Source organism: Stenotrophomonas sp., from assembly GCF_031995405.1.
In the GTDB taxonomy this organism is placed as follows: Bacteria; Pseudomonadota; Gammaproteobacteria; order Xanthomonadales; family Xanthomonadaceae; genus Stenotrophomonas.
In genome coordinates this window covers 25,958-40,444 of record NZ_DAMAGC010000014.1, presented here as the reverse complement: position 1 = coordinate 40,444, position 14,487 = coordinate 25,958, and the positions used below count along the sequence as shown (strand labels likewise).

Sequence of the window (14,487 nt, the reverse complement as noted above, 5' to 3'; positions counted from 1 at the left end):
TCATGCGCCGCTGCCCGGGCCGAATAGCAGCCGCAGCGGTGCGTCCAGCGGCTGGTCCATGTAGCCCACGGCGTGCGCGATGCCACTGGCATGCAGCCGCGCCTGCAGCGCGTGCTGTGCCTGGCCGAAGCGCGCCAGGTAGTCGGCGCGGATCGCACGGCCATCTCCGAGCAGCTCTTCACCGGTTTCCGGATCGCGGAAGCGGTGGCCGTCGGTGAACGGGAAGTCGCGTTCGTCGGCACTCAGCAGTTGCAACTGCAGCACTTCGCGACGGGCGGCAGCCAGGCGTTCCAGCAGCACGATGCCGGCCTCGTCGAAGCCATCGCCGAGCGCCACCAGCAGGTCGCCGGCCTGCACGCGCTCCCAGACCGGGCGCAGCGTGTCGACCGCTGGCCAGCCGCCCTGCGCCTGCAGCTGGCGCAACAGCAGGTGCACGCGGTCGCGTTGGCGCGGGCCACTGCCGGCCGGCACCAGCTGCACGCCGCGTCCGTTGACCGCGATCATCCCGAAGCGATCGCCCTGCTGCAGCGCCAGTTCGACCAGGCAGGCGGCGGTGGCGCAGGCCTGGTCCAGGCGCGACCACTGCGGCCGCGCGCGATCATGCTGGGCGGCCGACGCACTGGCATCGATCAGCACCCAGCTGGTGATCGGGCTTTCGCGCTCGGACTCGCGCACGAAGAAGCGGTCCGACCGTGCGTAGAGTTTCCAGTCGATCTGGCGCAGCGCGTCGCCCGGTTCGTAGGCGCGGTACTGCGCGAACTCCAGGCCGGCGCCGCGGCTGCGGCTGGCGTGCTGGCCGATGCCATGTGCACCGCGCGCACGCCGCGGCAGCAGGCGCAGCGCCTTCAGGCGGCTGCGCACGTCGGCGGGGATGGCGATCGGGGCGTGCGGGGTCATGCGTGGGCTCAGGCCGGGAACGGCACGGCCTGCAGCAACGCGGCGATCACATCGTCGGCGCCCTTCTGCTCGGCTTCGGCGGCGAAGGACAGCAGCAGGCGATGGCGCATCACCGGCGCGACCAGCGCCTGCACGTCCTCGCGGGTTGCGGCGAAGCGGCCCTGCAGCAGCGCGCGGGCCTTGGCCGCCAGCACCAGCGATTGCCCGGCACGCGGGCCGGCGCCCCACTTGATCCAGTGGTTGACCGCCTCCGGTGCGGCCGGGCCCGGTCGGCTGGCGCGCACCAGGCGGGTAATCCAGGTGAGCACGTCATCGCTCACGTGCACCTGGCGTACTGCGGCCTGCAGGGCCAGCACGTCTTCTGCATCCATCACCCTGGGGACCGTGCCGCTGGCGCTGCCGGTGGTCTGCAGCAGGATGTCGCGCTCTTCCTGCTCGGTGGGGTAATCCACCCGCACGTGCAGCAGGAAGCGGTCCAGCTGCGCCTCGGGCAGCGGGTAGGTGCCGGCCTGTTCGATCGGGTTCTGCGTGGCCAGCACGAAGAATGGCGCCGGCAGGGTGTAGGTGGTGCCGGCATAACTGACCGTGCGCTCCTGCATCGCCTCGAGCAGTGCGGCCTGGGTCTTGGGCGGGGTGCGGTGGAGTTCGTCGGCCAGCAGCAGGTGGGTGAAGATCGGGCCCTGCTGGAAGCGGAAATGGCGGTGCCCGGTGCCATGGTCTTCTTCCAGCAGCTCGGTGCCGAGGATGTCGCTGGGCATCAGGTCCGGGGTGAACTGCACGCGCCGGAACTGCAGCTCCAGCGCCTGGCCCAGCGAGCGCACCAGCAGCGTCTTGCCCAGCCCCGGCGCGCCTTCGAGCAGGCAGTGGCCACCGGCCAGCAGCCCGATCAGCAGTTGTTCCACCACCGCATGCTGGCCGACCACGGCCTGGCCCAGCGCGGTGCGCAACTGCTGCAGTTTGGGAAGAAGGGCATCAAGGCGGTCGGTCGTCATAAGGCACTCGCGGAATCGGTGTAGAGCCACGCCATGCGTGGCTGGAAATGCAGGAAGGAACCTAGCCGCTCAACGCATACATCACGATGTTGACCGCGAAGCGGGTGTTGTCTTCGGCCAGGAAACGCTTGTTGCGCCAGTCATAGTCCCACTCGCAGCCGTAATCCTTGTTGCTGTAGAGCACGCCGAGACGGCCATCGACCTCGATGCCCTTGAGGTAGTCATGGACCAGGTCATCGCCCCAGCCATTGAGCTCGAAGCCGGTGGCCGGCGGACCCTCGGGAAAGCGGAAGAAACTGCGATACAGCGCGTGGCTGTTGGGCAGCTTCTTCAACGCGGCCGGGCCGAACAGCCTGGCCATCTGCGCTTCAAAAGAGGTGGCGAAGAGCCCGTCGATGTCATGGTTGCAGTCATCGACCAGCACGAAGCCGCCGTTGCGCACGTAGCGCACGAAGTTCTGCCGCTCGGCGGCGTTGAACTCCACCAGCTTGTGCCCGGCCAGGTAGCAGAATGGCGCCTCCAGCATGCGCGGATCGGACAGGGCGATGACGTGCTCGGTCGGGTCCACGCGCAGGGAGGTGTAATCGATCAGCGAGGTGATCACGTTGGACGGCATGCGCGCATCCACGTCCCAGTCGCCGGAGTCGTACTTGAGGCGGGTGAACCAGAAGTCGTAGCGACCGGCCTGGGCGCGCGCCGGTGAGGGCAACGCCGCGAAGGCGGCGCTGCCCAGCATCAGGCGCAGGAACTGCGCGCGGTTCATCCGTGCATCAGACCGCGTCGGACAGCGAGGTGAAGGTGAAATCGCGCAGTTTCATCGGCGGAATCATCATCACGAAGTTCGACTCGTCACCGGCCACGCGCACCGGCTTGCCCAGTTCTTCGATGTTGTTGAGCATGATCACCGGCGACTCGTTGAAGCGGAAGTTCTTCACCGGGTACTTGATCTGGCCGTTCTCGATGTAGAAGGTGCCGTCGCGGGTGAGGCCGGTGAGCAGCACGGTCTGCGGATCGACCATGCGGATGTACCAGGTGCGGGTGACCAGGATGCCCTTCTGGGTGCCACGGACCAGCTCGGCGGTGCTCTTGTCGCCGCCGCTCATCAGCAGGTTGCCCGGACCGGCGTTGGCGGTCTTGCCCTGCTTCTGCGCCCAGAACCGCGAGTACTCCAGGTTGGCGATCCTGCCGTTCTCGATGATCGGCAGCCTGGTGCGCGGCAGGCCTTCGTTGTCCCACGGCAGGACCGCGGCTTCAGGGTGCCACGGGTCGGCATGCATGTTCACGCGCGGGTCGTAGACCTGCTCGCCAAGCTTGTTGCCGCCGCCTTTCTTGGACAGGAAGCTGCGCCCTTCATCGGCCGAGCGTGCGCTGAAGAAGTTCATCATGAAGCTGATCAGGCCGGCGGCCGCGGCCGGCTCCAGGATCACCGTGTACTTGCCCGGTTCCAGCGCCTTTGCTTCCTGCGATTCGGTGGCCTTGCGCATCGCGATCTGGATGTCCTGATCGGCCTTGAAGTCGGCGGCATCCTTGAGATTGCGGCCCACCCAGCCCGAGCCGCGACCGTCTTCGGTGCGCACGGTGCAGGTGTAGTCGAAATTGGTGGTGCGCTGGTAGCCGAAGTTGCCGTTGCTGTTGGCGGTGGCCTGGAAGCCCTGGCCGTCTTCCAGGAAACCGGCGGCGATCAGGCCGTGGCCGCGGCACGGGGCGATCGAATCGGCGGCGACCTTGGCCCGGAAGGCCGGGTCGATGGCCGCGGTGGAGGCGCTGAAGGTCGGGCTGGGCGTGTAGGTCTGCTTGCCGATGGCCGGCATGAATTCCGGGTTTTCCGGCGCCAGGCGGGCCAGGTCTTCGGCGCGGCGGACCACGCGTTCCAGCGCGGCGTCGTCGAACTCGTTGATCGAGGCGGTGCCCACGCGCTTGCCGAAGGCGACGGTGACGGCCAGTTCGGTGTTGTCCACGATGCCGCTGGTGGAGACGTTGTTGAGCGCGAAACGGATGTTGCCGTCGATCGCGCCGGCCAGCACGGCGGTGCACTCATCGGCCTTGGACAGCGCGATGACCTTGTCGAGGATGGCCTTGGCCTGGGCTTCGGTGAAGATACTCATGGATTGGGGCTCCTGACCGCTCAGCCGAGGCTGCGCGCGGTGTTGATGACGTTGATGCCGTTGAAGCGCGCGGTGGACGAGCCGTGCGAGACCGCCGAGACCTGGCCCGGCTGGCCCTTGCCGTCGAAGAACGAACCGCCCAGGCGGTAGTCGCGTTCATCGGCCACGGCACTGCAGGCGTTCCAGAACTCCGGGGTGCGGATCTGGTAGGCCACGTCTTCCAGCATGCGGGTGATCCTGCCGTTCTTGATTTCGTAGAACAGCTGGCCGCCGAACTGGGCGTTGTAGCGCTGTTGGTCGATCGAGAACGAGCCGTCGCCGATGATGTAGATGCCGTTTTCGACATCCTTGATCATGTCGGCCACGCTCAGCGGGGTCTTGCCCGGCGCCATCGAAACATTGGCCATGCGCTGGAACTGCACGCTGGACCACGAATCGGCATAGCAGCAGCCATCGGACGCGGTTTTGCCGAGGATGTGGGCCTGGTCGCGGATGGTCTGGTAGTCCACCAGCTTGCCTTCGCTGATCAGGTCCCAGCGCTTGGTCTTGACGCCTTCGTCGTCGTAGGCGACCGCGCCGAGGCTGCCCGGCTGGGTCTTGTCGGCGAAGATGTTGACCTTGTCGCTGCCGTACTGGAAGTGCTGTTCGCGCTTGTCCAGGGTGGCGAAGCTGGTGCCGGCGTAGTTGGCTTCATAGCCGAGCACGCGGTCCAGTTCCAGCGGATGGCCGATCGATTCGTGGATGGTCAGCCACGTGTGCGACGGGTCCAGCACCAGGTCGTACTTGCCCGGCTTCACCGACGGTGCCTTCAACTTTTCCTGCGCCTGCCTGGCCGCGGCGATCGCATCTTCCTTCATGTCGTAGGACGCGCTGTAGTTGACCACCCCGTTGGGGGTGAGCACCTTGCCGGCGGCGGCGCCGTCCAGGTACTCGTAGCCCATGCCCATCGGCGAGGACAGGCCTTCGCGGGTGCGGAACTTGCCGCTGGCCTTGTCGATGGCGGTGATCGTCATCGGCGCCCAGATGCGGTGCACGTCCTGGTCGATGTAGGAGCCATCGGTGGAGGCGAAGTACTTCTGCTCGTTGACCAGGAACAGCATCGAGTTGACGAAGCTGGCCCCGGCGGCCAAGGCGGCGGCGTTGACGTCCAGCAGCAGGTCCACCTTCTCCTTGATCGGCACGTCCATGGCGTTCTTGCGGATCGGCGTCTTCCAGCTCACTTCCCCCACGCCCGGCGCGGCGGCCAGCTGCACCGGCGCGGTCTGCACGCCGGCATTGGCCTTGGCGATCGCCGCGGCCTGCTGCGCGGCACGTGCCACGTCGGCGGTGCCGAGCTGGTTGGTGGCGGCAAAGCCCCAGGCGCCGTTGACGATCACGCGGATGCCCACACCGGTGGATTCGGTGTTGACCACGTTCTGCACCTTGTCTTCGCGGGTGATCACGAACTGCCGCAGGTAGCGCCCGATGCGCACGTCGCAGTACGTGGCACCGGCCTGGCGGGCGGCGGCCAGAGCCGCATCGGCCAGGCGCTTCTTCAGCCCCAGGTCCAGGGTGCTATGCAGCTGTTCGGCGGCAATCACCTTGCCGAAGAACGACGGCACGATCAGGCCGCCTGCGGTAAGCCCGGTCAGGGCAAGGAAGTCACGTCTTTGCAAGGCAGCTCTCCACGTTGGTGTGGGGGGGCGGGGAAACGGCGACAGTCCGGGAAGAAGTCATCCCAGGCTGCGCGCGGTGTTGATGATGTTGATGCCATTGAAACGGGTGGTGGACGAACCGTGCGAGACGGCCGAGACCTGGCCCGGCTGGCCCTTGCCATCGAAGAACGAGCCGCCGAAGCGGAAATCGCGCGCGTCGCAGATCGCACTGCAGGCGTTCCAGAACTCCGGCGTGCGGATCTGGTACGCGGCGTCCTCGACCATGCCGGTGATCTCACCGTTGCGGATCTGGTAGTACAGCTGGCCGCCGAACTGCGCATTGAAGCGCTGCTGGTCGATCGAGTACGAGCCGCGGCCATGGATGTAGATGCCGTTTTCCACGTCCTTGATCATCTCGGCCACGCTCAGCGGCGCCTTGCCCGGTGCCAGCGACACATTGGCCATGCGCTGGAACTGCACGCTGGACCACGAGTCGGCGTAGCTGCAGCCGTGCGATTCGGTTTCGCCCAGCAGGTGCACCTCGTCGCGGGTGGCCTGGTAGTTCACCAGGATGCCGTCCTTGACCAGGTCCCAGCGCCGGGTCTTGACCCCCTCATCGTCGTAGCCCACCGCGCCCAGGCTGACGGGGGCAGTCGTGTCGGCGAAGAAGGTGACCCGCTCGCTGCCCCAGCGGAAGCCGGCGTCGCGCTTGTCCAGCGTGGCGAAGCTGGTGCCGGCGTAGTTGGCTTCGTAGCCAAGCACACGATCCAGCTCCAGCGGATGGCCGACGTTCTCGTGGATGGTCAGGAACAGGTTGGACGGATCCAGCACCAGGTCGTACTTGCCCGGTTTCACCGACGGTGCCTTGAGCTTCTCGCGCGCATGCCGTGCCGCGGCGATGGCGTCTTCGACCGGGTCATAGGCGTCGCGGTAGGCGGTGATGCCGCCGGGCAGGGCGATCTTGCCGCTGGCATCGCCATCGAGGAATTCGTAGCCCATGCCCATCGGCGAGGACAGCCCGGCGCGGGTGCGGAACTTGCCAGTGGCCTTGTCGATCGCGGTGGCGGTGAACGGCAGCCAGATGCGGTGTACGTCCTGGTCGATGAAGGAGCCATCGCTGGAGGCGAAGTACTTCTGCTCGTTGACCAGGAACAGGGTGGAGTTGATGAAGTTGGCGCCGGCATTCAGCGCGGCGGCATTCATGCCCAGCAGCAGGTCCACCTTGTCCTGGATCGGCACGGCCATCGCGTTCTTGCGGATGGGGGTCTTCCAGCTCACCTCGCCTACCCCCTGCACCGGTGCCAGCTGCACCGGACGGGTCTGGATGCGTGCGTTGGCCCGGGCGATCGCGGCGGCCTGCTCGACCGTGGCCAACACTGCGGCCGGCGTCTGCTGGTGGGTGGCGGCAAAGCCCCAGGCCCCGTTGACGATCACCCGGATGCCGAGGCCCGACGACTCGCTGTTGGTGATGTTCTGCACCTGCGCCTCGCGGGTGATCACCGCCTGGTTGAGGTAGCGGCCGATGCGCACGTCGCAGTAGCTGGCGCCGGCACGCCTGGCCGCGGCCAGCGCGGCCTCGGCCAGCACCTTGTTGCGGCCCACGTTGCCAGGCTCGAGCAGCTGCTCGGCGGCGATCAGGCGGGAGTGCGGCAGCATCAGGCCAGCCAGGCCCATGCCAGACAGCGTCAGAAACTCACGGCGTTGCACAGCTTGCGATTCCCCTGGGTACGGTCGGCGGCGCACGCCGACGACAGTGGACAAGTCATCGACTTTCGGTGGCTGTTGGCAGTGGCACAAGTGACTGCGGTCATGGTTGGATGGACGCCGTCGAATTCATCTTGAGCCTTCCATGAGCCAGCAGCGGTGGTCCGAAGCCTGCGAACGCAACCGCGACCCGATCCTGGCGGTGCTGCAGCAGTACCTGCATGACCGCCATGCGGTGCTTGAAATCGGCAGTGGCACCGGCCAGCACGCCGCGTATTTCGCTGCGGCGCTGCCGCACCTGCGCTGGCAGGCCAGTGATCATCCCGACCATCTGCCCGGCATCGCCGAGCGCCTGGCCGCCGCCGCGCTGCCCAATGCGCCGGCACCGTGGCCGTTGCAGGCGGTACTGTCGCCGCAGCCCGGCCTGGCACCGCTACCGGATGCCGCACCGGCGTTCGATGCGGTGTTCAGCGCCAACACGCTGCACATCATGAGCTGGGCGCACGTGCAGGCGTTGTTCGCCGGGCTGCCCGCGGTGATGGCGGACGATGCGCTGTTGTGCATCTACGGCCCGTTCAATTACCACGGCGATTTCAGCAGTGACAGCAACCGCCAGTTCGATGCGTGGCTGAAGGCGCGCGATCGCGATGCGGGTATCCGCGATGCCGAGGCCGTGGACGCGCTGGCCGCCGCGCAGGGCCTGCAGCTGATCGAGGACGTGCCCATGCCCGCCAACAACCGGCTGCGGGCGTGGCGGCGGGGCTGACCAGGCCGGGAAAGTCGGTTGGCAGGCCTGCAGCAGGCGCGGCCGGAGGGTCGCGGTTGGCAAGGGTGGCGTCCAAATGGCCCCCGGGCACTCGCGCCCGGACGCACGCTGAGGGTAGGATCGGGACCGGGAGGTTGTTGTGACAACCTGGGGGAGTTTGCATGGCAGTGGCAAGACACAGGCTGGCCGGCGTGATGCTGGCGGCTGGTTTGACGGCGGCGTCGGCCGCGTTCGGGGCGGCAGCGCAAGCGCTGCCGGCAGTGCAGGAATTCTATTTCGACCAGGATGCCGCGGCCGTTCCGGCAGTGGTGGTGCCGGCCGACAGCAGTGATCTGGTCGACCAGCTCATGAAGCAGCGCGAGCGTGGGCGCAAGGCGCTCGATGCCACCGTGCAGCTGGCGGGCGTGGCGTTCGCACAGGGGCGCCCGGAGCTGGGCCGCAGCCTGTATGCCGAGGCCATCGGCAGCACCACGGCCACCACCGTGGCCGGACGCACGGTGCGCTGGAACTACGGCTGGGACCTGTTCCGGCTGGGTGAGGTCGAGGCGGCGCTGGCCCAGTGGAGCGCCGCCCAGGGCGGCGTGCGTGGCAATGCCGCGTGGGTGCCGGCCACCTACGCGCTGGCGTTGTGGACGCTCGGCCGCAAGGACGAGGCAGTGCGCTGGTATGCCGCGGCGGTTCGCACCGAGCCGCAGCAATGGAGCGGCTCGGCCAACTACGCCACGCTGCTGCCGAGCTGGCGCGACAGCGAGCGCAAGACCCTGGGCGAGGTACAGCAGGCCTGGGCGGCGCAACCGCCGGCCTGGCCCTGATCCGACCCGGGGCGGCCGCCGTGTCGGGGTGCTGTCGGCGTCAGGCAGGGTGATGCGCATCGGCTTCGACCCCGGTCGGAGCCGTCGCCGCGCGCGCATCGGCCAGCGGCGGCGATGGCCTTCGATGCATCCTGGCGCTATTCGTCGGCGCTGACCGTGCGGCCGCGTGCCCATTCGCGCAGCGCGTTGACCTGCTCGGCCATCAGCACCGACAACGGACGGCTGCTACGGATCTCCTGCATCAGCAACTCGGTATCCAGTACACGCGTTTCCGCGTGGGCGGCATACAGACCGGCGACCACCGCCTGTTCGATCTCCGCGCCCGAGAACCCGTCGCTGGCCGCAGCCAGCGCGGGCAGCGCGAAATCATCGGCATTGAGCTGGCGACGGCCCAGGTGCAGGCGCAACAGTTCCACCCGGGTGTTGGCGTCGGGCAGGTCGATGAAGAAAATCTCGTCGAAGCGCCCCTTGCGCAGCAGTTCGGCCGGCAGCTCGTGCACCTGGTTGGCGGTGGCCACGATGAACACCGTGCTCTTGCGCTCGGCCAGCCAGGTCAGCAGGTGGCCGAGCACGCGGCGTGACACGCCGCCGTCCTCACCCCCACTGGCCAGGCCCTTTTCGATCTCGTCGATCCACAGCACACACGGCGCCAGCTGCTCGGCCGACGCCAGCGCCTCGCGCAGGTTCTTCTCGGTCTCGCCGTGGTACTTGTCGTACAGGCTGCCGAAATCCAGGCGCAGCAACGGCACCCCGAAGCCGGCGGCGGTGGCCTTGGCCAGCATCGACTTGCCGCAGCCCTGCACCCCCAGCAGCAGCATGCCCTTGGGCGGATCCAGCCCGGCCGGGCCCTGCCCGCCGAGGAAAATCGGGCGCCGCTGGTTGACCCAGCGCTTGAGCCGGTTGGCCCCGGCCACATCGGCAAACCGGGTGGTGTCGTATTCGTAATGCAGATGGCCGGCCCGGTTGAGCAGCTCGAACTTGAGCCGGGCCAGTTGCGGCAGGTCGTCCTGGCTGAGCGCGCCATCGGCGAAGATCAACTGCCGCCCGATCCGCCGTGCATCGACCATGCTCAGCCCGCGCAGGTTGTGCAGGATCTTCTTGACCGCCTCGTTGTCCACCTCGACCCGGCGCCCGCCATTCTCGCGGGCATAGGCCTCGGCCTCCTCGCGGAGCATCTTCAGCAGCGCGTTGAGGTCGGGCAGGCGCGGGTTGAAGCGGGTCGCCAGCGCTTCCAGCTCGGCCGGCAGTTCGACCTTGGCCCCGATCAGCACCAGCACGTGGGCCTGGCAGTGGCGGCGCTGGATCAGGTCGCGCAGCGCGCGCTGGTGGCTGGCATAGCCCAGGTAGGGATGGAAATCGAGCAGCAGGTAGATGCCGCGCTGTTCGGCCTGGCGGATCATCTGCAGGGCCGAGCTCGCATCGGGCGGGCCGACCGGCTCGTCCTCGCGGTCCATGTCGATGCGGCGCAGGCCCTCGGTGATCGACCAGCGGTGCAGGGCACGCCAGACATGCATCAGGGTCTGCCGGAACAGCTCCACGATGCGACCCTCGTCCTGGGTCTCGATGATGATCAGCGGGGTGTTGGCGCGAATGAGTGCGCTCAGGTCCTGTAACTCGCTCATGCCGGCTTGCAATCCTTTGGATCGCGCACGATAGCAAAGCGCCGGGCCGCGCAGGGGTTCAGCAGCGCGACTATCTCCGTCACGGAGGGCGGTGTACGCTGCGACGACGTTCCCCGGAAGCGAGGCTGGCATGAAGACGATCCTGGTAGCCGGTTCCAAGGGTGGGGTGGGCAAGACCACCGTCGCCACCCACCTGGCGGCGCATGCCGCCCTGGACGGCAAACGGACCGTACTGGCCGACGCCGACCCACAGGGCTCCAGCACCCGCTGGGCGCAGCGCCGCTCGATGCTGGAAAGCGCCGTGCTGCCGATCGACGTCTACCGCAAGAAGAGCTGGGAAAAGCTGATCCCCGACGGAACCGACCAGGTCGTCATCGACGCTCCCGCAGGTGCATTGGCCGACGATCTCGGCCACTTCCTCGATGTTGCCGATGCCGTCGTGGTCCCGGTGCTGCCCTCCGCGCTGGACATCGAAGCCATCGTCGGCTTCCTCAACAGCCTGTCCAAAGTGCCGCGCGTGCACCGCCGCGCGCTGCCGGTGGGGCTGGTGCTCAACCGCACCAAGCCCTGGACCCAGACCTCCCAGCAGGCCATGCAGATGCTGGCCGAATGGCCTTACGAGGTTGTCGCCCAGCTGCGCGACAGCCAGAGTTACGTGGTGATGGTCGGGTTGGGACGCAGCCTGTTCGATTACCGCTCCGCGCAGGTGCGCGAGCACCAGAGTGACTGGGAGCCACTGTTGAAGTGGCTGAAGAAAGCCTGATCCGGAAGAGAGCCTTTATGCGAGAACTGATCCTGCTGCGCCACGCCCACGCCGAAGCCGCCGGTACCGGCCAGGCCGACCTTGACCGCCCGCTGTCGCCCATCGGCCTGGCCGAAGCCGAAGCGGCCGGCCGCTGGCTGAAGGAGAACAACCTGCTGCCCGATTGCGTGCTCTGCTCGCCGTCGCGGCGGACCCGCGAAACCCTCGAAGCGGTGCTGGGCATCACCGGTTTCGTCGAAAAGCGGCTTGAAGACGCCGTTTACGACGCCACCCCGGGGACCCTGGCCGGCCTGATCGACGAGCGTCGCGATGTCGAGCGCCTGCTGGTGGTCGGCCACAATCCGGGACTGGAACGGCTGGTGGCCTTGATGAGCGAAGGCACCAGCAGCGATTACCGTGGCATGCCGCCCGGTGGCATCGCGGTACTGGCCTTCGACCGCGAGGCCCGCATCGAGCCCGGCGTGGGTACCCTGACCGCCTTCTGGTGGCCGTGACCCCATGGCGGTAGTGCGCGCGCTGCTGGGCTGCCTGCTGGTACTGGCAGCCGAGGCGGCCTGTGCCGAACCCCCGGCGGAGATTCCCCGCCAGGTGCTGGCCTTCGATACCGCGCGCTCGCGTTTCGGTTTCGAGATCCGTACCCGGCTGGGGCAACGGATCGAAGGGGTGTTCCCGCGTTTCGAGGGACGCATCGAAGTGCTGTCCGACGGGCGCCACCAAGTGCACCTGCGGATGTTCACCCGCTATGTGGAAATCCCCGGCAAGGACCGCTACACCGGCTGGATGCGCGGCGAGGAGTTCTTCGACTCGGCACGCTACCCGGTGGTCGAATTCGACTCCGTCCCCTATTGGCCGGAGGTCGTGGACAAGGGCGGCGGGGTGCAGGGGCGGTTGATCCTGCGTGGGGTCAGCCATCCCGAGACGCTGCGGGTGGAGCCGGCGGCCTGCCCCCGGGCCGGGTATGATTGCGACGTGGTCAGCCGCGGTACCGTGCAGCGTGGCCGGTATGGGATGGACAGCTGGCAACTAGCATTGAGTGATCGAGTGACCTTTGTATTGCGTGCGCGTCTGAGCGAGGCGCCGAAACCGTGAATCCATGGCTGCGGGTGGTACTGCTGGCAACGCTGTTGCTGGGGAGCGGCTGTGCGTCGCTGTCCAACGCGCAGCGCGAGCGCGCGGCCGGCATCGCCGTGCAGGCGCGCTCGAGCGTGGTCGATTGCACCGCCCCGGACCGCTGCGCGCTGGATTCGCCGCTGCGCGCGCTGGGCGGCAAGGCCTTCGCCGAGTCCACCGAGGCGGCGCCGCGCCACTACGCCACCATCATCGACGAAGGCGAGGTGTCGCTGGTCGCCCGGCTCAACCTGATCCGCAGCGCCACCCGCAGCATCGACCTGCAGACCTACATCTTCGACAAGGACGACAGCGCCCGGCTGGTGCTGGACGAACTGCTCGCCGCCGCCCGGCGCGGGGTCAAGGTGCGGGTGCTGATCGACCAGCTCTCGGCCATTTCCGACCTGCAGATCCTCGGTGCACTGGCCAGCAGCCACCAGAACTTCGAACTGCGCGTCTACAACCCCACCTTCGGCAAGGCGCGGCTGAACTACGTCGACTACGCCGCCAGCGTGCTGTGCTGCTTCCGTCGCTTCAACCAGCGCATGCACAACAAGCTGCTGGTGATCGACGATGCGCTGGGCGTGGTTGGCGGACGCAACTACCAGGACGACTATTACGACTGGGACAGCGAGTACAACTTCCGCGACCGTGACGTGCTGGTGGCTGGCCCGGAAGTGCGCGAGATGGCGACCAACTTCGACGCGTTCTGGCGCGCCCCGCGCAGTGTCCCGGCCGAACGCCTCAACGATGTCGGCGCCACCCTGCTCAGGACCGGTGCGCCGCAGATGCCGGTCCCCGACTATCGCAATCCGCAGCGGCTGCAGCGGGTCAGCGACGAGGCCAACGACCCGGCCTACGTCGGCCGCACCTTCGTGGACACCGCCATGGCGGTGGCCTCGGTGCGCTATGTGGCCGACCTGCCGCGCAAGCATCGCCGCGAACGACCCAGCCAACCGGCCAACGGCCAGCACGTCACCGAGCCGCAGCTGGATGCGCTGATCGCCAGCGCCCAGACCGAGGTGCTGCTGCAGACCCCGTACCTGGTGCTGTCCAAGCCGGCGCGCAAGCTGTTCCGCGACCTGCGCCAGCGCGAGCAGCCACCGCGCATCGTGGTCTCCACCAACAGCCTGGCCGCCACCGACAACCCGATCGTCTACGCGCTGTCCTACAAGTACAAACGCCGCAACATGCGCGAGCTGGGCTTCAACCTCTACGAGTTCAAGCCGTTCCCGCTGGATGCACCGGTCGACTACCGCAACCTGCTGCCGGCCCCGCTCGGCGCAGCCCCTGCGTCGGACGGCAAGCGCAGCAGCCTGATCGGTGGCAGTGCCGCCGGCAGCAACGCGCGCGGCAGCGGCAACGGCCGCAGGGCCGATGCGGGTGCCAGCGTGGACCTGGACAACACTGCCAGCACGGGCACCGATGCCGCGCTCGACCCGGGCCGGCGCCAGCCCACCCCCGGCCCGGCCGCGCGACGCCGCACCGATGGCAGCGTGGTCGAGCGTCGCGTATTGCGTGCAGAAACACGGCCCTCGTTCCTGGGCACCAAGGCGGTCAACAAGCCGCTGCCGGTCACCCGTACCGGTGCGCGCATGGGCCTGCATGCCAAGTCGATGGTGGTGGACCGCCGCATCGGCGTGATCGGCACGCACAACTTCGACCCGCGCAGCGAGAACTACAACACCGAAGGCGCGGTGATCATCGACGACCCGGTGTTCGCCGAGGCCCTGGCCCAGAGCATCCTGCGCGACATCCATCCGCAGAACTCGTGGACGGTGGCGCCGCGGATCAAGCCGCCGGTGCTGTCGGGCCTGAACTACAGCGTGGGCAAGGCCTCCGAAGCGCTGCCGGTGCTGGATTTCTGGCCGTGGCGTTACGCCACCGATTACGAATTCCAGCCCGGGCCGAACTGCCCCGAACCGCTGCGTCGCCAGGACAAGGACTTCCACACCTGCTACGTCTCGGTGGGTGACTTCCCCGAAGTCAACGTCGGCCCGAAGTGGCTGCTGGTGCGCATGCTGACCGCCTTCGGCGCCGGCCTGGTGCCCATCCTGTAATTTCTTTCGTCGCACGGAGACGCCG

The 14,487-nt window shown here is 67.8% G+C and carries 13 protein-coding genes; 6 read left to right on the top strand and 7 right to left on the bottom strand.

The features are described 5' to 3' along the window. The 6 genes from RTO53_RS04145 to RTO53_RS04120 form a co-directional block, all read right to left on the bottom strand. A complete protein-coding gene (locus tag RTO53_RS04145) occupies positions 1 to 897 on the bottom strand; it encodes a DUF58 domain-containing protein (protein ID WP_312236613.1) in 897 nt (298 codons plus the stop codon). Between the two features lie 8 nt (positions 898 to 905). Beyond that, positions 906 to 1,889: a MoxR family ATPase gene (locus tag RTO53_RS04140; protein WP_312236612.1), complete on the bottom strand. Its 984-nt coding sequence runs from the start codon at positions 1,887 to 1,889 to the stop codon at positions 906 to 908. A gap of 61 nt (positions 1,890 to 1,950) precedes the next feature. Continuing rightward, positions 1,951 to 2,652 (bottom strand): DUF4159 domain-containing protein, encoded by a 702-nt coding sequence (locus tag RTO53_RS04135; RefSeq protein WP_312236611.1) that lies wholly within the window; start codon positions 2,650 to 2,652, stop codon positions 1,951 to 1,953. Between the two features lie 7 nt (positions 2,653 to 2,659). Continuing rightward, positions 2,660 to 3,994: a TldD/PmbA family protein gene (locus RTO53_RS04130; protein WP_312236610.1), complete on the bottom strand. Its 1,335-nt coding sequence runs from the start codon at positions 3,992 to 3,994 to the stop codon at positions 2,660 to 2,662. Positions 3,995 to 4,014: 20 nt separating this feature from the next. Beyond that, complete coding sequence (locus tag RTO53_RS04125; protein WP_312236609.1) at positions 4,015 to 5,649, bottom strand: TldD/PmbA family protein; 1,635 nt, start codon at positions 5,647 to 5,649, stop codon at positions 4,015 to 4,017. A 57-nt stretch (positions 5,650 to 5,706) separates the two neighbouring features. Continuing rightward, positions 5,707 to 7,335, bottom strand: coding sequence for a TldD/PmbA family protein (locus tag RTO53_RS04120; protein WP_312236608.1), 1,629 nt, complete (start codon positions 7,333 to 7,335; stop codon positions 5,707 to 5,709). 142 nt (positions 7,336 to 7,477) lie between these two features. On the opposite strand from RTO53_RS04120, the gene RTO53_RS04115 reads away from it, so the two are divergent. Together RTO53_RS04115 and RTO53_RS04110 are read left to right on the top strand one after the other, a co-directional pair. Continuing rightward, positions 7,478 to 8,098 carry a DUF938 domain-containing protein gene (locus RTO53_RS04115; protein ID WP_312236607.1) on the top strand — a complete coding sequence of 207 codons (621 nt, stop codon included), beginning with the start codon at positions 7,478 to 7,480 and terminating at the stop codon, positions 8,096 to 8,098. A 161-nt stretch (positions 8,099 to 8,259) separates the two neighbouring features. Next, positions 8,260 to 8,910 carry a tetratricopeptide repeat protein gene (locus tag RTO53_RS04110; RefSeq protein WP_312236606.1) on the top strand — a complete coding sequence of 217 codons (651 nt, stop codon included), beginning with the start codon at positions 8,260 to 8,262 and terminating at the stop codon, positions 8,908 to 8,910. 137 nt (positions 8,911 to 9,047) lie between these two features. Here RTO53_RS04110 and RTO53_RS04105 read toward each other — a convergent pair whose 3' ends face one another. After that, positions 9,048 to 10,532, bottom strand: coding sequence for an AAA family ATPase (locus RTO53_RS04105; protein ID WP_312236605.1), 1,485 nt, complete (start codon positions 10,530 to 10,532; stop codon positions 9,048 to 9,050). A 130-nt stretch (positions 10,533 to 10,662) separates the two neighbouring features. On the opposite strand from RTO53_RS04105, the gene RTO53_RS04100 reads away from it, so the two are divergent. The 4 genes from RTO53_RS04100 to RTO53_RS04085 are packed head-to-tail and all read left to right on the top strand — an operon-like array spanning position 10,663 to position 14,462. Further along, entirely contained in the window at positions 10,663 to 11,295 is a 633-nt protein-coding gene (locus RTO53_RS04100; RefSeq protein ID WP_312236604.1) for a ParA family protein, read from the top strand. Positions 11,296 to 11,312: 17 nt separating this feature from the next. Next, the gene (locus RTO53_RS04095; RefSeq protein ID WP_256776759.1) at positions 11,313 to 11,789 is read left to right on the top strand and encodes a histidine phosphatase family protein; all 477 of its coding nucleotides are present in this window, start codon (positions 11,313 to 11,315) and stop codon (positions 11,787 to 11,789) included. A gap of 4 nt (positions 11,790 to 11,793) precedes the next feature. After that, the gene (locus tag RTO53_RS04090) at positions 11,794 to 12,384 is read left to right on the top strand and encodes a YceI family protein (RefSeq protein ID WP_312236603.1); all 591 of its coding nucleotides are present in this window, start codon (positions 11,794 to 11,796) and stop codon (positions 12,382 to 12,384) included. Beyond that, positions 12,381 to 14,462 carry a phospholipase D family protein gene (locus RTO53_RS04085; RefSeq protein WP_312236602.1) on the top strand — a complete coding sequence of 694 codons (2,082 nt, stop codon included), beginning with the start codon at positions 12,381 to 12,383 and terminating at the stop codon, positions 14,460 to 14,462. The genes RTO53_RS04090 and RTO53_RS04085 overlap by 4 nt, the downstream gene beginning before the upstream one ends. Positions 14,463 to 14,487: the final 25 nt, after the last annotated feature.